Source organism: Streptomyces sp. NPDC047002 (assembly GCF_040704505.1).
Taxonomy (GTDB): domain Bacteria; phylum Actinomycetota; class Actinomycetes; order Streptomycetales; family Streptomycetaceae; genus Streptomyces.
The window spans coordinates 24,322-44,806 of the sequence record NZ_JBEYWC010000028.1; the positions used below are offsets into that span (position 1 = coordinate 24,322).

Annotated in this window: 19 protein-coding genes; 1 reads left to right on the forward strand and 18 read right to left on the reverse strand. The window is 73.2% G+C overall.

The genetic code is table 11. The features are described 5' to 3' along the window. Positions 1 to 4 precede the first annotated feature (4 nt). The 8 genes from pyrF to pyrR form a co-directional block, all read right to left on the reverse strand. Positions 5 to 892: an orotidine-5'-phosphate decarboxylase gene (gene pyrF, locus AB0910_RS23385; protein ID WP_366746573.1), complete on the reverse strand. Its 888-nt coding sequence runs from the start codon at positions 890 to 892 to the stop codon at positions 5 to 7. After that, entirely contained in the window at positions 889 to 2,001 is a 1,113-nt protein-coding gene (locus tag AB0910_RS23390) for a quinone-dependent dihydroorotate dehydrogenase (RefSeq protein ID WP_366746574.1), read from the reverse strand. The genes pyrF and AB0910_RS23390 overlap by 4 nt, the downstream gene beginning before the upstream one ends. Before the next feature lie 8 nt (positions 2,002 to 2,009). Then, entirely contained in the window at positions 2,010 to 5,327 is a 3,318-nt protein-coding gene (gene carB / locus AB0910_RS23395; RefSeq protein WP_366746575.1) for a carbamoyl-phosphate synthase large subunit, read from the reverse strand. After that, positions 5,320 to 6,468 (reverse strand): glutamine-hydrolyzing carbamoyl-phosphate synthase small subunit, encoded by a 1,149-nt coding sequence (carA, locus tag AB0910_RS23400; protein WP_366746576.1) that lies wholly within the window; start codon positions 6,466 to 6,468, stop codon positions 5,320 to 5,322. The genes carB and carA overlap by 8 nt, the downstream gene beginning before the upstream one ends. Further along, positions 6,465 to 7,091, reverse strand: coding sequence for a hypothetical protein (locus tag AB0910_RS23405; RefSeq protein WP_366746577.1), 627 nt, complete (start codon positions 7,089 to 7,091; stop codon positions 6,465 to 6,467). Before AB0910_RS23405 ends, carA begins: the two co-directional genes overlap by 4 nt. After that, positions 7,088 to 8,380 (reverse strand): dihydroorotase, encoded by a 1,293-nt coding sequence (locus tag AB0910_RS23410; protein ID WP_366746578.1) that lies wholly within the window; start codon positions 8,378 to 8,380, stop codon positions 7,088 to 7,090. Before AB0910_RS23410 ends, AB0910_RS23405 begins: the two co-directional genes overlap by 4 nt. Next, entirely contained in the window at positions 8,377 to 9,411 is a 1,035-nt protein-coding gene (locus AB0910_RS23415) for an aspartate carbamoyltransferase catalytic subunit (RefSeq protein WP_366746579.1), read from the reverse strand. Before AB0910_RS23415 ends, AB0910_RS23410 begins: the two co-directional genes overlap by 4 nt. A 100-nt stretch (positions 9,412 to 9,511) precedes the next feature. Beyond that, positions 9,512 to 10,099 (reverse strand): bifunctional pyr operon transcriptional regulator/uracil phosphoribosyltransferase PyrR, encoded by a 588-nt coding sequence (gene pyrR / locus AB0910_RS23420; protein WP_366746631.1) that lies wholly within the window; start codon positions 10,097 to 10,099, stop codon positions 9,512 to 9,514. A 206-nt stretch (positions 10,100 to 10,305) separates the two neighbouring features. On the opposite strand from pyrR, the gene bldD reads away from it, so the two are divergent. Continuing rightward, positions 10,306 to 10,806, forward strand: coding sequence for a transcriptional regulator BldD (gene bldD / locus AB0910_RS23425; protein ID WP_225022367.1), 501 nt, complete (start codon positions 10,306 to 10,308; stop codon positions 10,804 to 10,806). A 260-nt stretch (positions 10,807 to 11,066) separates the two neighbouring features. On the opposite strand, the gene nusB is transcribed toward bldD, so the two are convergent. The 10 genes from nusB to mltG all read right to left on the reverse strand — a co-directional run bounded on the left by nusB (position 11,067) and on the right by mltG (position 20,463). Beyond that, on the reverse strand, positions 11,067 to 11,495 hold the full coding sequence (gene nusB, locus AB0910_RS23430) for a transcription antitermination factor NusB (RefSeq protein ID WP_366746580.1): 429 nt from the start codon (positions 11,493 to 11,495) through the stop codon (positions 11,067 to 11,069). Positions 11,496 to 11,497: 2 nt separating this feature from the next. Next, positions 11,498 to 12,064 carry an elongation factor P gene (efp, locus tag AB0910_RS23435; protein ID WP_366746581.1) on the reverse strand — a complete coding sequence of 189 codons (567 nt, stop codon included), beginning with the start codon at positions 12,062 to 12,064 and terminating at the stop codon, positions 11,498 to 11,500. An 81-nt stretch (positions 12,065 to 12,145) separates the two neighbouring features. Then, a complete protein-coding gene (locus tag AB0910_RS23440) occupies positions 12,146 to 13,255 on the reverse strand; it encodes a M24 family metallopeptidase (protein WP_366746582.1) in 1,110 nt (369 codons plus the stop codon). A 72-nt stretch (positions 13,256 to 13,327) separates the two neighbouring features. Further along, positions 13,328 to 14,257: an AAA family ATPase gene (locus tag AB0910_RS23445; RefSeq protein ID WP_366746583.1), complete on the reverse strand. Its 930-nt coding sequence runs from the start codon at positions 14,255 to 14,257 to the stop codon at positions 13,328 to 13,330. A gap of 79 nt (positions 14,258 to 14,336) precedes the next feature. Beyond that, positions 14,337 to 14,777 (reverse strand): type II 3-dehydroquinate dehydratase, encoded by a 441-nt coding sequence (gene aroQ, locus AB0910_RS23450; protein WP_366746584.1) that lies wholly within the window; start codon positions 14,775 to 14,777, stop codon positions 14,337 to 14,339. Beyond that, the gene (aroB, locus tag AB0910_RS23455) at positions 14,774 to 15,877 is read right to left on the reverse strand and encodes a 3-dehydroquinate synthase (protein ID WP_366746585.1); all 1,104 of its coding nucleotides are present in this window, start codon (positions 15,875 to 15,877) and stop codon (positions 14,774 to 14,776) included. Before aroB ends, aroQ begins: the two co-directional genes overlap by 4 nt. Then, positions 15,874 to 16,359: a shikimate kinase gene (locus AB0910_RS23460; RefSeq protein WP_366746632.1), complete on the reverse strand. Its 486-nt coding sequence runs from the start codon at positions 16,357 to 16,359 to the stop codon at positions 15,874 to 15,876. Before AB0910_RS23460 ends, aroB begins: the two co-directional genes overlap by 4 nt. A gap of 29 nt (positions 16,360 to 16,388) precedes the next feature. After that, a complete protein-coding gene (gene aroC / locus AB0910_RS23465) occupies positions 16,389 to 17,573 on the reverse strand; it encodes a chorismate synthase (RefSeq protein WP_366746586.1) in 1,185 nt (394 codons plus the stop codon). A gap of 182 nt (positions 17,574 to 17,755) precedes the next feature. Continuing rightward, entirely contained in the window at positions 17,756 to 18,625 is an 870-nt protein-coding gene (locus AB0910_RS23470; RefSeq protein WP_366746587.1) for a shikimate dehydrogenase, read from the reverse strand. Then, on the reverse strand, positions 18,622 to 20,463 hold the full coding sequence (gene mltG, locus AB0910_RS23475; protein WP_366746588.1) for an endolytic transglycosylase MltG: 1,842 nt from the start codon (positions 20,461 to 20,463) through the stop codon (positions 18,622 to 18,624). The genes AB0910_RS23470 and mltG overlap by 4 nt, the downstream gene beginning before the upstream one ends. Positions 20,464 to 20,485: the final 22 nt, after the last annotated feature.

Below are 20,485 nucleotides of genomic sequence, written 5' to 3' on the forward strand. Positions count from 1 at the left end.
GGTTTTACCTGAACCCCTCATTCCGGTGGTCCAGGGCCGCCCGCACCTCGTCACGGAACCGCTCCGCCGCCTCCCTGAGCGGCCCCGCACCGGGCCCGTGGCGCAGGATTCCGCGGCTCACGCTGGGCACGACCCGGCCCACCGCGGCGCCGAAGACCGCCGGCAGATCCGCGGGTGTCGCGCCCTGCGCGCCGATGCCGGGCGCGAGCAGCGGGCCGTTCACGTCGAGGCCGGCACCCGTGTCGCCGAGGGTCGCGCCCACCACGGCGCCGACCGAGCCGAGGGGCTCGGCCCCCGCGTTCTCCGCCGCGATGTGGTCGAGCACCACCTGCGCCAGCGTGCGCCCGTCGGGGGCCGTGGCGCGCTGCACCTCCGCGCCCTCCGGGTTGGAGGTCAGCGCGAGCACGAACACGCCGGCGCCGCCGGCCGCTGCCGCGTCGAGCGCGGGCCGCAGCGACCCGAAGCCGAGGTACGGGGAGAGCGTGACCGCGTCGGAGAAGAGCGGGGAGTCCGCGTCGAGGTACGTCGCGGCGTAGGCGGCCATCGTGGAGCCGATGTCGCCGCGCTTGGCGTCGGTGAGGACCAGCGCGCCCGCGGCGCGCGCGTCCGCGACGGTGCGCTCCAGGACGGCGAGGCCCCGGGAGCCGAACCGCTCGAAGAAGGCCGACTGCGGCTTCAGCACCGCGACCCGGTCGGCCAGCGCCTCGACCGTCGTACGGGCGAAGCGTTCGAGGCCCGCCACGTCGTCGCCGAGCCCCCAGGCGCTCAGCAGCGAGGCGTGCGGGTCGATGCCCACGCAGAGCGGGCCGCGGGTGTCCATGGCGCGCCGCAGCCGCGCGCCGAAGGGCTCCGGCCCGCTCAGGCGGCCGCCTTCCTCCTCCGGCGCGCTCATGCGGCCGCCGCCTTCCTGACGTCCGCGCCGACGGCGTCGGCGAGGGTGGCGTACGGCCCCGCGGCGAGGCGCGCGGCGAGGCCCTTGTGCACGGCACGGCACCAGAACGGGCCCTCGTAGATGAAGGCGCTGTACCCCTGCACCAGGGTGGCGCCCGCCAGGATGCGCTGCCAGGCGTCCTCCGCGTCCTGCACGCCGCCGACGCCGACCAGGATGATCCGGTCGCCGACCCTGGCGTACAGGCGGCGCAGCACCGCGAGGGAGCGCTCCTTGAGCGGCGCGCCCGACAGGCCGCCGGTCTCCGCCATCAGCGCGGGCGGCGACGAGAGTCCGAGGCCCTCGCGGGCGACGGTGGTGTTGGTGGCGATGATCCCGTCGAGCCCGAGTTCCACGGCGAGGTCGGCGACGGCGTCGACGTCCTCGTCCGCGAGGTCGGGGGCGATCTTCACCAGCAGCGGGACGCGCCGGTCCGGCACGGCGCGGTCCGCGGCCTCCCGCACCGCGCTCAGCAGCGGCCTCAGGTGGCCGACCGCCTGGAGGTCGCGCAGGCCGGGCGTGTTCGGGGAGCTGACGTTGACGACCAGATAGTCGGCGTGCGGGGCGAGCCGCTCCGCCGACGTGGCGTAGTCGGCGACGGCCTCGGACTCCGGCACCGCCTTGGTCTTGCCGATGTTGACGCCGACGACCGGGCGGAAGACGGGGCGGCGCGCGCCGAGGCGCGCCGCGACCGCGGCGGAGCCGTCGTTGTTGAACCCCATGCGGTTGATCAGCGCGCGGTCGCGTACCAGCCGGAACAGCCGGGTGGGCGGGTTGCCCGGCTGCGGCCGCGCGGTGACGGTGCCGATCTCGACGTGGTCGAAGCCGAGCATCGCCATGCCGTCGATCGCGACCGCGTTCTTGTCGAAGCCGGCGGCGAGCCCGAAGGGGCCGTGCATCCGCAGCCCGAGCGCCTCGGTGCGCAGCTGCGGGTAGCGGGGCGCGAGGACCGCGGCCGCGTACGTGCGCAGCACCGGGACGCGCGCGGCGAGCCTGATCCACCGGAACGCCAGGTGGTGCGCGCGCTCCGGGTCCATGCGGCGGAAGACGAGGCGGAAGAGGAGTGCGTACATGCGGCGCCTCAGTCCTCCCTGGCGGCGGTCAGGTGCTCGGCGTGCTCCTGGAGGGAGCGGACGCCGACCCCGCCGTGGTTGAGCGCGTCGATGCCCTGGACGGCCGCGGCGAGCGCCTGGACGGTCGTCAGGCAGGGCACGGCGCGCGCGACGGCCGCGGTGCGGATGTCGTAGCCGTCGAGCCGGCCGCCGGTGCCGTACGGGGTGTTGACGATGAGGTCGACCTCGCCCGCGTGGATGAGCTGGACGATGGTCCGCTCGCCGTCCGGGCCCTCGCCCTCGCTCTGCTTGCGCACGACGGTGGCGTTGATGCCGTTGCGCCGGAGGACCTCCGCCGTGCCCGAGGTCGCGAGCAGCTCGAAGCCGTGGGCGACCAGCTCGCGCGCCGGGAAGATCATCGAGCGCTTGTCGCGGTTGGCGACCGAGATGAAGGCGCGGCCCTTGGTGGGCAGCGGCCCGTACGCTCCGGCCTGCGACTTCGCGTATGCGGTGCCGAAGACGGAGTCGATGCCCATGACCTCGCCGGTGGAGCGCATCTCCGGGCCGAGGACGGTGTCGACGCCGCGGCCCTTGATGTCGCGGAAGCGCGACCACGGCATCACGGCCTCCTTGACGGAGATCGGCGCGTCGAGCGGCAGGTCGCCGCCGTCGCCGGCGCCGGGCAGCAGTCCTTCCTCGCGCAGCTGCGCGACCGTGGCGCCCAGGGAGATGCGGGCCGCGGCCTTGGCGAGCGGCACGGCCGTCGCCTTGGAGGTGAAGGGCACGGTGCGGGAGGCGCGGGGGTTGGCCTCCAGCACGTAGAGGATGTCGCCGGCGAGTGCGAACTGGATGTTGATCAGGCCGCGTACGCCGACGCCGCGCGCGATCGCCTCGGTGGAGGCGCGCAGCCGCTTGATGTCGTGCCCGCCGAGCGTGATCGGGGGCAGGGCGCAGGCGGAGTCGCCGGAGTGGATGCCGGCCTCCTCGATGTGCTCCATGACGCCGCCGAGGTAGAGCTCGGTGCCGTCGTAGAGGGCGTCGACGTCGATCTCGATGGCGTCGTCGAGGAAGCGGTCGACCAGGACGGGCCTGGTCGGGCTGATCTCGGTGGACTCCTCGATGTACGAGGCGAGCCTGGTCTCGTCGTACACGATCTCCATGCCGCGGCCGCCGAGCACGTACGAGGGCCGGACGAGGACGGGGTAGCCGATCTCGTCGGCGATCGCCTTGGCGCCGGGGAAGGACGTGGCGGTGCCGTGCTTGGGCGCGGGCAGCCCGGCCTCGGCGAGGACGCGGCCGAAGGCGCCGCGGTCCTCCGCGAGGTGGATGGCCTCGGGCGAGGTGCCGACGACGGGCACGCCGTTGTCCTTGAGCGCCTGGGCGAGGCCGAGCGGGGTCTGGCCGCCGAGCTGGACGACGACGCCCGCGACCGGGCCCGCCTGGGTCTCGGCGTGCACGATCTCCAGCACGTCCTCCAGGGTGAGCGGCTCGAAGTAGAGCCGGTCGGAGGTGTCGTAGTCGGTGGAGACGGTCTCCGGGTTGCAGTTGACCATGACGGTCTCGTATCCGGCGTCGTGCAGCGCGAAGGAGGCGTGGACACAGGAGTAGTCGAACTCGATGCCCTGGCCGATGCGGTTGGGCCCGGAGCCCAGGATGATCACCGCGGGCTTCTCGCGGGGCGCGACCTCGCTCTCCTCGTCGTAGGAGGAGTAGAAGTACGGCGTGCGCGCGGCGAACTCGGCCGCGCAGGTGTCGACCGTCTTGTAGACGGGCCGGACGCCCAGCGCGTGGCGCACCTCGCGGACGACGGCCTCGGGCAGGCCGCGGACGGCGGCGATCTGCGCGTCGGAGAAGCCGTGCCGCTTGACCGCCGCGAGCAGCTCGGGGGTGAGCTCGGCGGCCGCCGCGATCTCGTCGGCCAGCTCGTTGAGCAGGAACAGCTGGTCGACGAACCACGGGTCGATCTTCGTGGCGTCGAAGACCTCCTGCGGGGTGGCGCCCGCCCTGATGGCGCGCATCACGGTGTTGATGCGGCCGTCCGTGGGGGTGCGCGCGGTCTCCAGCAGGGCGGCCTTGTCGAGCCCCGCGGCGTCGCCTGCGAAGTCGAACTGGCTGCCCGCCTTCTCCAGCGAGCGCAGCGCCTTCTGGAGCGCCTCGGTGAAGTTGCGGCCGATCGCCATGGCCTCGCCGACCGACTTCATGGTGGTGGTGAGGGTGGAGTCGGCGGCCGGGAACTTCTCGAACGCGAAGCGGGGCACCTTGACGACGACGTAGTCGAGCGTGGGCTCGAAGGACGCCGGGGTCTGCTCGGTGATGTCGTTGGGGATCTCGTCGAGCGTGTAGCCGACGGCCAGCTTCGCAGCGATCTTCGCGATCGGGAAGCCGGTGGCCTTGGACGCGAGCGCCGAGGAACGGGAGACCCGCGGATTCATCTCGATGACGATGACCCGGCCGTCCTCGGGGTTGACCGCGAACTGGATGTTGCAGCCGCCGGTGTCGACGCCTACCTCGCGGATCACGGCGATGCCGATGTCGCGCAGGGTCTGGTACTCGCGGTCGGTCAGCGTCATCGCGGGCGCGACGGTGATCGAGTCGCCGGTGTGGACGCCCATCGGGTCGAAGTTCTCGATGGAGCAGACGACCACGACGTTGTCGTTGCGGTCGCGCATCAGCTCCAGCTCGTACTCCTTCCAGCCGAGGATGGACTCCTCGAGGAGCACCTCGGTGGTGGGCGAGAGCATCAGGCCCTGGCCCGCGATGCGGCGCAGGTCCTCCTCGGTGTGCGCGAAGCCGGAGCCCGCGCCGCCCATGGTGAAGGAGGGGCGCACGACGACGGGGTAGCCGCCGAGCTCGTCGACGCCGGCCAGCACGTCGTCCATGGTGTGGCAGATCACCGAGCGGGCGGACTCGCCGTGGCCGGTCTTGCGCCGCACCTCCTCCACGACGCCCTTGAAGAGGTCGCGGTCCTCGCCCTTGTTGATCGCCTCGACGTTGGCGCCGATCAGCTCGACGCCGTACTTGTCGAGGGTGCCGGCGCCGTGCAGCGAGATCGCGGTGTTGAGCGCGGTCTGGCCGCCGAGGGTGGCGAGCAGCGCGTCGGGGCGCTCCTTCGCGATGATCTTCTCGACGAACTCGGGGGTGATCGGCTCGACGTAGGTGGCGTCGGCGATCTCCGGGTCGGTCATGATCGTCGCCGGGTTGGAGTTGACGAGGATGACCCGCAGGCCCTCGGAGCGCAGGACGCGGCACGCCTGGGTGCCCGAGTAGTCGAACTCAGCGGCCTGGCCGATGACGATCGGTCCCGATCCGATGACCAGGACGGACTGGATATCGGTGCGCTTAGGCACGCTGGTCCTCCATGAGCTTGGTGAAGCGGTCGAACAGGTAGGCGGCGTCGTGCGGGCCCGCGGCGGCCTCGGGGTGGTACTGCACGCTGAAGACGGGCCGGTCGACCAGCCGCAGCCCCTCGACCACGTCGTCGTTGAGGCAGACATGGGTGACCTCGGCGAGGCCGTAGGGCGTCTCGGTGGCCCGGTCGAGCGGCGCGTCGACGGCGAAGCCGTGGTTGTGCGCGGTGACCTCGACCTTGCCCGTGGTGCGGTCCTGCACGGGCTGGTTGATGCCGCGGTGGCCGTACTTCAGCTTGTACGTGCCGAAGCCGAGGGCGCGCCCGATGAGCTGGTTGCCGAAGCAGATCCCGAACAGCGGCGTGCCGCGCTCCAGCACGGCCCGCACGACGGTGAGGTCGGCGGTGGCCGGGTCGCCCGGGCCGTTGGCGAGGAAGACCCCGTCGGGGCGCACCGCGTAGACCTCCTCCACGCTGGAGGTGGCGGGCAGGACGTGCACCTCGATGCCGCGCTCTGCCATGCGCTGCGGGGTCATGCCCTTGATGCCGAGGTCGAGGGCGGCGACGGTGAACTTCTTCTCGCCGATCGCCGGCACCACGTACGGCTCCGCCGTGGTGACCTCGGCCGACAGGTCGGCGCCCGTCATCTGCGGGGCGCTGCGCACCCGGTCGAGGAGCGCGGCCTCGTCGGCGAGCGCGCCGCCGGAGAAGATGCCCACCCGCATGGCGCCGCGCTCGCGCAGGTGGCGGGTGAGGGCGCGGGTGTCGACGCCGCTGATGCCGACGACGCCCTGCTCGGTGAGCTCGTCGTCGAGGGTGCGGCGCGAGCGCCAGTTCGAGGGGGCGCGCGCGGGGTCGCGTACGACGTAGCCGGAGACCCAGATCCTGCGGGACTCGCGGTCCTCGTCGTTGACGCCGGTGTTGCCGACGTGCGGGGCCGTCATGACGACGACCTGGCGGTGGTACGAGGGGTCGGTGAGGGTCTCCTGGTAGCCGGACATGCCGGTGGAGAACACGGCCTCGCCGAAGGTCTCCCCCACGGCCCCGTAGGCGCGGCCGCGGAACGTGCGGCCGTCCTCCAGGACGAGTACGGCGGGGGACGCCTGGCTGAGGGCGGTTCCCCGGGTGGACGAGGCGGTCATCGTGCGGGGCCTTCCGTTGTGGCGGTCGTGGCGGGGGCGCGGCCGTCGGCCGCGTCGTGCGGGTGGAGGGAGTTGACCGCGCTCACCCACGCGGTGTGCTCGGCCGAGCGGTCGGAGCGGAAGCCGGAGTCGAGGAGCCTGCCGCCGTGCTCCCAGGTCACGACCAGCAGCCCGCCCTCGGCGAGCACCTTGCCCGCGATGCCCTTGTCGAGGCGGGCCTCGCGCAGCCGGTCGTTGGGGACGAAGAAGTCGTTCGCGCCGGGGCGCACCACTTCGAGTCCCGCGTCCGTGAGGGTCAGCTCGACGCGGCTGCGGGCGCCGAGGCCGTGGGCGACGATGCGGTCGAGCCACTGCCCCGCGCTGGTGGAACCGTGGTAGCGGCCGCTCATGGTCAGCTTCACCGCGCCATGCTCCGCGGGCACGGCGGGCAGCTCGGGCAGGTCCGACTGGAGGCTGCCGCGCCACTTCCAGCCCTGGCGCATCAGCCAGTAGACGAGCGCGATGAAGAGCACCAGGCCGATGACCCAGCCGATGCGGCCGCTCCAGTCCGTCACGGGCGCCGAGTGCTTCGCCTTGGCGAGGGTGGCGGCGGGCAGGAGGGCGGTGAGGTGCGCAGATGTCATGCCAGATTCCCGTCGGTGACCGTGGCCTTGCCCCGCAGGAAGGTGTGGGTGACGCGCCCCGGCAGGTCACGGCCCGCGTACGGGCTGTTGCGGCTGCGGGAGGCGAAGTCCGCGGGGACCACGGCTCCACGGTATGCCGGGTCGACGAGGACCAGGTTCGCGGGCTCGCCGGGGGCGACGGGCCTGCCGTGACCGGTGACCCGGCCGATGGCGGCCGGGCGGTACGCCATCCGGTCGGCGACGCCGGCCCAGTCGAGCAGGCCGGTGTCGACCATGGTCTCCTGCACCACGGAGAGGGCCGTCTCCAGGCCGACCATGCCCATGGCGGCTGCGGCCCACTCGCAGTCCTTGTCCTCGTGCGGGTGGGGCGCGTGGTCGGTGGCGACGCAGTCGATGGTGCCGTCGGCGAGCGCCTCGCGCAGCGCGACCACGTCGGCGTCGGTGCGCAGCGGCGGGTTGACCTTGTAGACGGGGTCGTAGGAGCGGACCAGCTCGTCGGTGAGGAGGAGGTGGTGCGGGGTGACCTCCGCGGTGACGTTCCAGCCCTTGGACTTGGCCCAGCGCACGATCTCCACGGAGCCCGCGGTGGAGAGGTGGCAGATGTGCACGCGGGAGCCGACGTGCGCGGCGAGCAGCACGTCCCGGGCGATGATCGACTCCTCGGCGACCGCGGGCCAGCCGCCGAGCCCGAGCTCGGCGGAGACGGCGCCCTCGTTCATCTGGGCACCCTCGGTCAGGCGCGGCTCCTGGGCGTGCTGGGCGACGACGCCGTCGAAGGCCTTCACGTACTCCAGGGCGCGCCGCATGATCACCGCGTCGTCCACGCACTTGCCGTCGTCGGAGAAGACACGGACCTGCGCGGCGGAGTCGTGCATGGCGCCGAGCTCGGCGAGCTGCTTGCCCTCAAGGCCGACGGTGACGGCGCCGACGGGCCGCACGTCGCAGTAGCCGGAGGCGAGGCCGAGCCGCCACACCTGCTCGACGACGCCCGCGGTGTCGGCGACCGGGAAGGTGTTGGCCATGGCGTGGACGGCGGTGAAGCCGCCCTTCGCGGCGGCCTTCGTGCCGGTGAGGACCGTCTCCGAGTCCTCGCGGCCCGGCTCGCGCAGGTGGGTGTGGAGGTCGACGAGGCCGGGCAGCAGGACGAGTCCTTCGGCGTCGACGACGGTCGCGGAGTCCGGGGTGGGGACCGCGCCGACCCGGCTGATCGTTTCGCCTTCGACCAGGACGTCCTGCCGCTCGCCGCCGAGGATCCGTGCGCCCCGGATCAGGGTGGTGTTCGTGCTCACTTGCTCTCCTCGGTGACGCTGGTGTCGGTGGCGCTCTGGCGGGTGGTGGCGACGGCCGGCTCGTTGCCGCCGAGCAGCAGGTACAGGACGGCCATGCGGATGGAGACGCCGTTCGCGACCTGCTCCACGATGGTGGCGCGCGGGGAGTCGGCGACCTCGGCGGTGATCTCCATGCCGCGGTTCATCGGGCCCGGGTGCAGCACCAGGGCGTGTTCTGGCATGCGGCGCATGCGGTCGGCGTCGAGCCCGTAGCGGCGGGAGTACTCCCGCTCCGTGGGGAAGAAGGCCGCGTTCATCCGCTCGCGCTGGACGCGCAGCATCATCACGGCGTCGCTGCCCGGCAGCGCGTCGTCCAGGTCGTAGGAGACGTCGCAGGGCCACCGGTCGGCGCCGACCGGCACCAGGGTGGGCGGGGCGACGAGGGTGACCTTGGCGCCCAGGGTGTGCAGCAGCAGGACGTTGGAGCGGGCGACGCGGCTGTGCAGGACGTCGCCGACGATCGTGACACGGACGCCTTCGAGGTCACGGCCGAGCCCCTCGTCGGCGCCGACGATCCTGCGGCGCAGGGTGAAGGCGTCGAGCAGGGCCTGCGTGGGGTGCTCGTGGGTGCCGTCGCCCGCGTTGACGACGGCGCCGTCGATCCAGCCGGAGGTGGCGAGCCGGTAGGGGGCGCCCGAGGCGCCGTGCCGGATGACGACGGCGTCCGCGCCCATCGCCTCCAGGGTGAGCGCGGTGTCCTTCAGGGACTCGCCCTTGGAGACCGACGACCCCTTGGCGGAGAAGTTGATGACGTCGGCGGAGAGCCGCTTGGCCGCGACCTCGAAGGAGGTGCGCGTCCTGGTGGAGTCCTCGAAGAAGAGGTTGACGACGGTGCGGCCGCGCAGGGTCGGCAGCTTCTTGATCGGCCGGTCGGCGACGCGTGCCATCTCCTCGGCCGTGTCGAGGATCAGGACGGCGTCGTCGCGGGTGAGGTCGGCGGCGGAGATCAGGTGGCCTGGTGTCCGGGGGCTCGCCCCGGGGAGACGCAGCATCTCGGTGTGCTCCGGTGGGTCTGGTGCGCGGGCGCGCGGCGGCGCGCCCGCTGCCGTGTGGCGGGTCGGGACGGGGCTCGGTGCCGGGGCCGGCGTGCGGCTAGCTGCCGCCGGCGCCGAGCAGTACGGTGTCGCGCCCGTCCATCTCGCTGAGCTGGACCTTGACGGTCTCCCTGAGGGAGGTCGGGAGGTTCTTGCCGACGTAGTCGGCGCGGATGGGCAGCTCCCTGTGGCCCCGGTCGACGAGGACGGCGAGCTGCACGGCGCGGGGGCGGCCGATGTCGCCGAGCGCGTCGAGCGCGGCGCGGATGGTGCGGCCGGAGAAGAGGACGTCGTCCACGAGGACGACCAGTCTGCCGTCGATCCCGTCACCGGGGATGTCCGTGCGCGCGAGGGCGCGCGCGGGCCGCATCCGCAGGTCGTCGCGGTACATGGTGATGTCGAGCGAGCCGACGGGCACCGTCCGGCCGGCGATCTCCTCCAGCTTGGCCGCGATCCTGCGGGCGAGGAACACACCGCGGGTCGGGATGCCGAGGATCGTCACATCGTCCGCGCCCTTGGCGCGCTCCACGATCTCGTGGGCGATGCGGGTGAGCACCCGGGCGATGTCGGGTGCCTCCAGGACGGGCCGTGCGGCGCCGGAGCCCGGGGCGTGCTGCGTGTGCTGCGTGCTGCTGTCTGCATCCATGGAGCTCATGGAGAACGGACCCCCTTCTCCGCCTCACGGGACGGACGTTAAAGGACGTCATGATTGCGCCATGCATCCTACCAGTGGCGGTACGGCGCCCCTCGGGGGACCCTCGGTTGTATCCGGTACGGACCATCCGGCTTGACGCATCAGGGTAACGCTGCGTAACCTTACAGTGAGTTACGAGACTTCGTCCGGGGAGCTATATGTCCAGCGAATACGCAAAACAGCTCGGGACCAAACTCCGGGCCATCCGCACCCAGCAGGGCCTCTCGCTCCATGGCGTGGAGGAGAAGTCCCAGGGGCGCTGGAAGGCCGTGGTGGTCGGTTCGTACGAGCGCGGCGACCGCGCCGTGACCGTGCAGCGCCTCGCCGAGCTCGCTGATTTCTACGGTGTCCCGGTGCAGGAGCTGCTTCCCGGCACGACCCCCGGCGGAGCGGCCGAGCCGCCGCCGAAGCTGGTCCTGGACCTGGAGCGGCTGGCGCACGTGCCGGCCGAGAAGGCGGGCCCCCTCCAGCGGTACGCGGCCACGATCCAGAGCCAGCGCGGCGACTACAACGGCAAGGTCCTCTCGATCCGCCAGGACGACCTGCGCACGCTGGCCGTGATCTACGACCAGTCGCCCTCGGTCCTCACGGAGCAGCTGATCAGCTGGGGCGTCCTGGGCGCCGACGCCAGACGCGCGGTGGCGCACGAGGAGGGCTGAGCCCCCCTCCGCCGGAACACACCAGCAGAAACGTCACGTCCTGAGGGGCGGGCCCCCGGCGGGGCCCGCCCCTCGGCGTATGCGCGCACCGTGATGGCACGGCGCGGGCCGGGATCGGGCCCTGCGGCGCCGTGCGACCCGCCGCAGGACGCACGGCGGCCCGTGGCGGAGGCGCCCCCGAGGGGGCGTCCGCCACGGGCCGTGAGCCGTCTTCGCGGGTGCGCGGGCCGCGCCCGCGCCGCGGGGGCCCGGCCGCCGGTTCAGACGCGGCGCAGGCTCGGCTTGAGGTCCTTGAAGCGGCCGAGCAGGCCGTTGACGAAGGCGGGCGACTCGTCGGTGGAGAACTCCTTGGCGAGCTGCACCGCCTCGTCGATCACCACCGCGTCCGGCGTGCCGTCGACCCAGACCAGCTCGTACGCGGCGAGCCTGACGATGTTGCGGTCCACGACCGGCATGCGGTCGAGCGTCCACCCCACCGCGTAGGTCGAGATCAACTCGTCGATCCTGGCCGCCTGCGTGGCGTACCCCTCGACGAGCTCCATCGTGTACTCCGTCACCGGAGGCTGGCGGTCGTCGGTCCTGGCGTGCCGGATCCAGTCGGCCATGACCGTGGCGACGGACTCGCGGCGCTGGTCGGCCTCGAAGAGGATCTGGAACGCGCGTTTCCGGGCGTTGTTCCGGGCGGCCACGGTTAGCTGTTCACCCGGCCGAGGTACTCGCCGGAACGCGTGTCGACCTTGATCTTCTCACCGGTCGTGATGAACAGCGGGACGCCGATCTCGTACCCGGTCTCCAGCTTCGCCGGCTTGGTGCCGCCGGTGGAGCGGTCGCCCTGGACGCCCGGGTCGGTGTGCTCGATGACCAGCTCGACCGCGGCGGGCAACTCGACGTAGAGCGGGTTGCCCTCGTACATGGCGACCGTGCCCTCGAAGCCTTCGAGCAGGAAGTTCGCGGCGTCGCCGACGACCTCGCGGCTGACGTGGATCTGGTCGTAGGTGCCCATGTCCATGAAGACGAAGTACTCGCCGTCCATGTACGAGAACTGCATGTCGCGGCGGTCGACGTTGGCCGTCTCGACCTTCACACCGGCGTTGAAGGTCTTGTCGACCACCTTGCCGGACAGCACGTTCTTGAGCTTGGTGCGCACGAAGGCCGGGCCCTTGCCGGGCTTGACGTGCTGGAACTCGACGACGGACCAGAGCTGGTCTCCGTCGAGCTTGAGCACCAAACCGTTCTTGAGGTCGTTGGTGGATGCCACGGTTGCGGATCTCCTGGACTGAAGCAGGTGGGACCAGGGGTGCACTGCTCCCGGGCCCCGGCCCCCGTACGAGGAGGGATCCTAGAGCGCGAGCAGTTCCTTGGTCGTGATGGTGAGTAGCTCGGGTCCGCCGTCCGCCTCGGGGCGGACGACGAGCGTGTCGTCGATCCGGACGCCGCCCCTGCCCGGGAGGTGGACCCCGGGTCCGACGGTGACCGGCACACAAGCGTCCAGTTTACCCATGGACCCGGGGGCCAGCTCCGGCTCCTCCGCGATTTCGAGCCCCACCCCGCGCCCGGTGACGGGGTCGAGCGTCTCGGCGCGGCCGGCGGCCGCCAGCCGCTGCCGCACCGCGCGGTCCACGTCGCGGCAGCCCACGCCGGGCGCCAGCGCCTCGCGGCCGGCCCGCTGCGCGGCGAAGACCAGCTCGTACAGCTCGATCTGCCAGTCCGCGGGTGCCGAGCCGATGACGAACGTCCGGGCGATGCCGCAGCGGTAGCCCCGGTACTCGGCGCCGAGCCGGACGGTGAGGAAGTCGCCCTCCTCGACCCGCCGGTCCGTCGGCCGGTGGGCGGCGCGGCCCGAGTGCGGCCCGGTGGCGACGGACGTGCGGAAGGCGGGCCCTTCGGCGCCGTGGTCGACGAGCCTGCGCTCCAGTTCGAGGGCGAGATGGCGCTCGGTGCGGCCGACCAGGATGGACTCGAGCAGTTCGCCGAGCGCCTGGTCGGCGATCTCCGCGGCGATCCGCAGCCGGGAGATCTCCTCCTCGTCCTTGACGACCCGCAGCTGCTCGACGGCGCCGCCGAGGTCGGCGAGCGCCACGCCGGGCGCCGCGGCGGCCAGCGCGCGGTGGCGTGCGACCGTCAGGTGGTCCTCCTCGACGGCCAGCGGGCCCGCGGCCCCGGCCTCGGCGAGCAGGCGGGCCGCGGTGGGCGCGGTGTCGCGGGACCGCTCGCACACGACGGTCCGCAGGCCGTCGTCGGGACGCCCGCAGGCCCCGCCGTCCTCGGGCGCCGGGGGGCACAGGAGCACGTCGTCCCCTTCCGGCCCGAGCAGCAGGGAGGCGCCGGGGGGCGCGCCGCCCGCGAGGTAGCGCACGTTGGCGGGGCCGCAGACCAGGGCGGCGGCGCTGCCTGCGGCGCCGTACCGGTCGCGCAGCCGGGCACGGCGGGCCGCGTACACCTCTGACATGGTCCGAGCGTACGAGCGGGGGCGTGCCCCGGCCGGTCGGGCGCGTCCGACCGGGGGGCGGGCCGCGCGGGGCTACCAGGCGGGCGGGCTCGCGACGGACTGCGCGAGCACGTCGTCGAGGAGCCGCGCCGTGGTGGGCACGTCGAGGGTGCTGTTGTCGATGATCGGCAGTCCCGAGCCGTACCAGCCGGCCATCCGGCCGTGGATGCCGGCGACCTCCTCGTCGGCGAGGCGCCGGTTGCCCTCGCGCTTCGCGTTGCGTTCCAGCACCACTTCGAGCCCCGGCAGCAGGACGACCGGGAGGAGTCCCGGTCCTACGTGCCGCTTCCAGCCGCCGAGGCCGACGACGGGCCGGTCGGGGAAGACGGCGTCGTCGAGGATGCAGGAGATGCCGTTGGCGAGGAAGTTGCGCGCGGCGAAGCCGCAGGTGCGGCGGGCCAGCCGGTACTGGGCCTCCGAGTGCTCGTTCCAGCCGCTCTGCGGGTCGGCGAAGCCCGAGCACACCCATTCACGCACGTCGTCGAGGCTGATGTGGGCGGTGGGGACGCGGCGGGTGCGGGCCCAGTGCCTCGCCACGGTGGTCTTGCCCGCGCCCGCGGGCCCGATGAGCAGCACAGCGAGCGTGGCGGTGCCCGTGCCGCCCTCGGGCGCGGCGCCGTGCACGGGCACCGGGCCGCCGGGCGGCAGGGTGACGTGCCCGGTGGACTCCGCGGGCCGCTGCGGGGCCGCCTGGCGGCCTGCGCGCGGGCCCGGCGGGTGGCCGGCCGCGGGCCCCCCGGGCGGCGGGCCCGGCACGGGGGCCGCGGGCGCCTGCCCGGGCGCGGGAAGCGGGGCGGGTGCCGGTATCGGCGGGGCGGGCGGCGGACCCGCGGGGCGCGCGGCGGCCGGCGGGTCCTGGAGGGGGAAGCCGTCGTCCTGGTCGCCGGACGGCGCGGGCCCCGCGGGCGGGCCCCAGACCGGGAGGTGCCAGTCGTCCTCGGACGCGCCCATCGCCTGCTCCATCTCCTGCCACTCCGTCTCGTACGACCGGGGTGCTGCCCCCCAGAACCGTACCGCCCCCGGGCGCGGGCCCGAGAGGGTGTCAGCCCGTCAGCTCCTCGGCGAGCGCGCGCAGGGCGAGCCGGTAGGAGCCGATCCCGAAGCCCGCGACCGTGCCGCTTGCGACCGAGGCCACCACGGAGTTGTGCCGGAACTCCTCGCGGGTGTGCGGGTTGGAGATGTGCACCTCGATGAGGGGCGCGGTGCGCTGCGACATCGCGTCCCGCATGCCGTACGAGTAGTGCGTGAACGCGCCGGGGTTGACCACGACGGGCAGCTTGTCGTCGGCGGCCTCGTGGAGCCAGCGGATCATCTCGCCCTCGTCGTTGGTCTCGCGCACCTCGACGTCGAGCCCCAGCTCCTCGCCGAGGGACCGGCAGGTCTCGACCAGGCCCGCGTAGGTCGTCGCGCCGTAGATGTCCGGCTCGCGTGAGCCGAGGCGGCCCAGGTTCGGGCCGTTGAGCACGAGCACCCTGCGGGTCACGCTGCGACCTCCCCGAACGCGGCGACCAGGAAGGCCGGGTCGGGGCCTTCGAGCACGGAGGGCTTGCCGAGCCCGTCGAGGACGATGAAGCGCAGCAGGTCGCCGCGGGACTTCTTGTCGACCTTCATCGTTTCGAGCAGCTTCGGCCACTGGTCGCCGCGGTAGGTCAGCGGCAGGCCGACCGAGCCGAGGATGGCGCGGTGGCGGTCGGCCGTCGCGTCGTCGAGCCGGCCCGCGACGCGGCCGAGCTCGGCGGCGAAGACCATGCCGACGGAGACCGCGGCGCCGTGCCGCCAGGTGTAGCGCTCGTTCTTCTCGATCGCGTGGGCCAGCGTGTGCCCGTAGTTGAGGATCTCGCGCAGGCCCGACTCCTTGAGGTCGCTGGAGACGACGTCGGCCTTCACCCGGATCGACCGCTCGATCAGCTCGGCCGTGTGCGGGCCCCGCGGGCTGCGCGCCGCCTCCGGGTCCGCCTCGATCAGGTCGAGGACGGCGGGGTCGGCGATGAAGCCCGCCTTGATGATCTCGGCCAGGCCGCTGACGTAGTCGTGCGTGCCGAGCGAGTCGAGCGCGGCGAGGTCGCAGAGCACCCCGGCGGGCGGGTGGAAGGCGCCCACGAGGTTCTTGCCCTCGGCCGTGTTGATGCCCGTCTTGCCGCCGACGGCCGCGTCGACCATGGCGAGCACGGTCGTCGGCACGGCGATCCAGCGCACCCCGCGCAGCCAGCTCGCCGCGACGAATCCGGCGAGGTCCGTGGTGGCGCCGCCGCCGACGCCGACGATCACGTCGCTGCGGGTGAAGCCGCTCTGCCCGAGCGCCTTCCAGCAGTACGCGGCGACCTCTGCGGTCTTCGCCTCCTCGGCGTTGGGCACCTGGACGGCGATCGCTTCGTAGCCCTGCCCCGCGAGGTCGTCGCGCAGCGCGGTGCCGGTCTCGGCGAGCGCCTCGGGGTGGATCACGGCGACCCGCTTGGCGCGGCCGACGAGGCCCGCGAGCTCGCCCAGCAGGCGGCGCCCGACCAGCACCTCGTAGGGGTCCGTGCCCGCGGTGCCGCCGATCCCGATCCGGATGACCGGCTGCTCCGCTGTCTGCTCCGTCATGCCTTCCTCAACTCCAGTGCGTCCAGTACGCCGTCGGCCACCTCGTCCGGGGTGCGCCCGTCGGTGGCGACGACCACCCTGGCGACCTCCGTGTACAGGTGGCGGCGCTCCTCCATGAGCCGCTTCCACTGCTGGCGCGGGTTGACGACGGCGAGCAGCGGGCGTGCCGCGTCGAGGCCGGTGCGCCGTACGGCCTCCGCGACCTCCATCGACAGGTAGGCCACGGGCAGCCCGGCGAGCAGCCGCCTGGTGCCGTCGTCGAGCACCGCGCCGCCGCCGAGCGCGAGCACGCCGTCGTGCCCGGCGAGCGCCTCGGCGACCGCGGCGCGCTCCAGCGCGCGGAAGTGCGGCTCGCCGTCGTCCACGAAGATCTCGGAGATCTCCCGGCCGTCGGCGGCGACGATGTCCGCGTCGGTGTCGCGGAAGGTGGTGCCGAGGCGCGCGGCGAGCAGTTCCCCGGCCGTCGACTTGCCGACCCCCATGGGGCCGACGAGCACGATGCGCGGCCCGGTCACCGGATCGCCAGGTTGTCGAGGTACGAGGTGACGTTGCGCCGGGTCTCCGCGACGTGGTCGCCGCCGAACTTCTCCGCCACCGCGTCGGCGAGCACCAGCGCGACCATCGCCTCGGCGACGATGCCCGCGGCGGGCACGGCGCACACGTCGGAACGCTGGTGGTGCGCCTTGGCGGGCTCGCCGGTCGCGGTGTCGACGGTGGCCAGGGCGCGCGGCACGGTCGCGATGGGCTTCATCGCGGCTCGCACCCGCAGCAGTTCGCCGGTGCTCAGCCCGCCCTCGGTGCCGCCGGAGTGGCCGGATGCGCGCCTGATGCCCTGGTCGGTGACGAGGATCTCGTCGTGCGCCTGGGAGCCCGGCACCCGCGCGAGCTCGAAGCCGTCGCCGAGCTCGACGCCCTTGATGGCCTGGATGCTCATCAGGGCCCCGGCGAGGCGCGCGTCGAGCTTGCGGTCGGCGTGGACGTGCGAGCCGAGGCCGACGGGCACGCCGTAGGCGAGGACCTCCACGACGCCGCCGAGGGTGTCGCCGTCCTTGTGCGCCTGGTCGATCTCCGCGACCATCGCCTCGCTCGCGTCCGCGTCGAGGCAGCGCACCGGGTCGGCGTCGAGGCGCTCCACGTCGGCGGGGACCGGCAGCACACCGCGCGGCGCCCTGGCTGCGGCGAGCTCGACGACGTGCGAGACGATCTCGATCCCCGCCGTCTCCTTGAGGTACGAGCGAGCGACGGCGCCGAGCGCGACGCGGGCCGCGGTCTCGCGCGCGCTGGCGCGCTCCAGGATCGGGCGCGCCTCGTCGAGGCCGTACTTCTGCATGCCGGCGAGGTCGGCATGGCCGGGGCGCGGGCGGGTCAGCGGGGCGTTGCGCGCCAGCTCGGCGAGGATCGCGGGGTCGACCGGGTCGGCCGCCATGACCTGCTCCCACTTGGGCCACTCGGTGTTGCCCACCATGACCGCGACCGGGGAGCCGAGGGTGAGGCCGTGGCGTACGCCGCCGAGGAAGGTGACCTCGTCGCGCTCGAACTTCATCCGCGCGCCGCGCCCGTACCCGAGACGCCGGCGGGCCAGGTGGTCCGCGACGTCGTCCGTGGTGATCGGCACGCCGGCGGGAAGGCCCTCCAGCGTCGCGACGAGTGCGGGGCCGTGCGACTCCCCCGCCGTCAGCCAGCGCAACCTGCTCAACGGTGCTCCTCATGTCCGCGCCTTGAATGCCTTGAATACCGCGGCGCGGCCGGACGCGGGGCCCGGACGGCCGTGCCCCGATCCTCCCACGCCCGGCGGGGCGGCCCGGGCCACGGTCCACAGGACGGACGAATCGTCCGGCAGCCGGACATCGCCCTTCTGCCCGGCGCCCGGACGCGGGGCTACGCGCTCCGCTCGGCCAGCGCCCGCTCGCCCGCCGCCCGCATCGCCGCGACGGGCGCCTCGGGCAGCCCGGTCATCAACTCGACCTGGAGCGCCGCCTGGTGCACCAGCAGGTCAAGCCCGGAGACGACCTGCCCACCGGCCGCGTACCAGGCGGCGGCGAGCGGTGTGGGCCACGGCTCGTACAGCACGTCGAAGAGGGTGCAGGGGCCCGGCGGCACGCTGCCCGCGAGGGCGTCCGCCGCGCCCGCCGGGGTGGTCGCGATCACCAGCTCGGCCCCGAACGCCTCGGCCGCGCGCTCCCACGGCGCGGTGTGCACGTCCACGCCGAGCCGCTCACCCCACTGCCGCATCTCGGCGGCGCGCGCCTCGCTGCGCACGTACGCCGTCACCCGGCCGCCGCACACTCCGGAGAGCGCGGCGAGCGCCGACGAGGCGGTGGCGCCTGCGCCGAGCACGGCAGCCGAGCCGACGGAGCGCACGCCGCGCTCGGCGAGCGCGGCCACCATGCCGGGGATGTCGGTGTTGTCGCCCCGCGCGCAGAGCCCGGGGCCGTAGGTCACGGTGTTGACGGCCTCGACTGCCGCGGCCGCGTCACCGACCTCGTCGAGCAGCGGGATCACGGCGCGTTTCAGCGGCATGGTCAGCGAGAAGCCGGCCGGCCGCGCGTCGCCTGCCCGGTCGGGGAAGGTCTTGAGGAAGCCGGGCAGGGACTCCTCGTCCACCTCGTGGCGCTCGTAGCGCCACTGGGCCAGGCCGAGTTCCGCGTAGGCCGCCCGGTGCAGGGCCGGGGAGAGCGAGTGCGCGATCGGCGAGCCGAGGACCGCGGCGACGTGCGGCTCGTGCAGGGTCCCGTCCTCGTGGGTCATCCGCCGAGGCCCTTCTGCTTGTCGTTGAACTTCTGCTTCAGCGCCTCGAACTCGGCGTAGGTCTTGGCGAACTCGGTCTTGTTGTCGCCGTCGGTCGCGACGAAGTACAGCCAGCCGTCGTGGGTGGGGCTGATCGCCGCGGCGAGGGCGTCTTCGCCGGGGTTGCCGATGGGTCCTGGCGGCAGCCCCTTCTGCGTGTACGTGTTGTACGGGTCGTGGTTGCCGTTGACCTCGGCCTCGCTGATGTTGATGTGGCTCTGGCCCTTGAGGTAGTTGTACGTCGAGTCGAACTGGAGCAGCTGGTGGGTCTGCTCGTTGTCGGGCTTGAGCCGGTTGTAGACGACCTCGGCCATCTTGCGGAAGTCGTCGTGCGTCTTGCCCTCGGCCTGGACGAGGCTCGCGACCGTCAGCAGCTGCCAGGGGTCGTCGAGCCCGACCGACTCCGCCTTGGCCTGGAGTCCGTACTTCGCATACTCGGCGTTGGCACGGGCCACCATCTTCTTCAGGACGTCCTCGGGCTTCGAGTCCCTGCCGACCGGATAGCTGGCGGGGAAGAGGAAGCCCTCCAGCGGGTCCTTGATGTCCCTGCCGTCGTCGGCCCAGCTCGGCAGGCCGAGGTTCTTCGACTCGTCGGAGGCGACCGACCTGGTCGTCCCCGCCTTGAGTTCGAGCTTCTTGTCGATCATCGCGTAGATGGTCGCGTCACGGGTGCCCTCGGGGATGATCAGCGCGTTGCGGCTGCTGGGGCTGAGCATCAGCGCGACGGCGTCCTTGCCCGACATGTGGTGTTTCAGCGTGTAGACGCCCGCCTGGATGGTGTTGCCCTTGGGGTTGTGGTCCTGCGCCACGACGAACGCGCCTGAGCTCTTGACCACGCCGCTCTTGACCAGCAGCGACGCGATGTCGGAGCCGTTCGCGCCGTCCGGGACGGTGATCTGGACCGTCCCCGTGCCCGTCCCGGTGAAGTCCGGCGGCGGGCCGAACCTGTGCTGGTAGAAGGTGTATCCGAAGTACCCGAGCCCGCCGACGCCGCCGACCAGCACCACGGCGACGACCAGGCAGGCCATCCCGCTGCGGCCCTTGCGCTTCTTGCCGCCGCCCGAGCCGCCGCGGCCGTCGTACGCGTCGGGGTCGTCGTACGCGTCGGGGTCGTCGTCCTCGTCGTGTTCGTCGGTGTGGTCACCGTCGCGGCCGGGGGCGGGCGCGTCCTCGCCGGTGAAGAAGGGGTGGGTCTCCTCAGGCGGGTCGTCCCAGTCGAACCCGCCGGGCGCAGGTTCCTGCCGGCGGCCCGACTGCGGCTGCTGCTCGGGCTGCGGCGGGCCCGGCTGCTGCTGGTAGGCGGCGGGCTGCTGGTGCGCGCCGGTGTCCCAGCCGCCCTGCGCGGGGTCGTACTGCGGCTGTCCGTACGGGTCGTGGCCCTGGCCCGGATAGCCGCCGGGCACCTGCCCGTACGCCTGCGGCGGCTGCTGCTGCCAGCCGCCCTGGGAATAGCCCTGGCCGCCGTCGCCGTAGCCGGGGTCCTGCTGCCCCTGGTACTGCTGCCCGTACTGCTGCTGGTCCTGGTAGCCCTGCTGCGGGTACGGCCCCTCCTGGTAGGGCGGGTACTGCGGGGCCGCGTACCCCTGCTCCTGGTAGCCGGGCTGCTGCGGGTACTGCTGGTGCTGCTGATACTGCTGGTAGGGGTCGTGGCCGGCCGCGTAGGGGTCCTGCTGCTGCCCGTACTGGTGCTGCGCTCCGCCGTCCTCGCCGGCCTGCGGTGCCTCCCACCCCTGCTCCCCGTACAGGGGGTCGTCGGGGTGCCAGGGTGCGGAGCCTGAGCCCCGGCCATAGTCGGTCATCGATCCCCAAAATGCCGCGAGG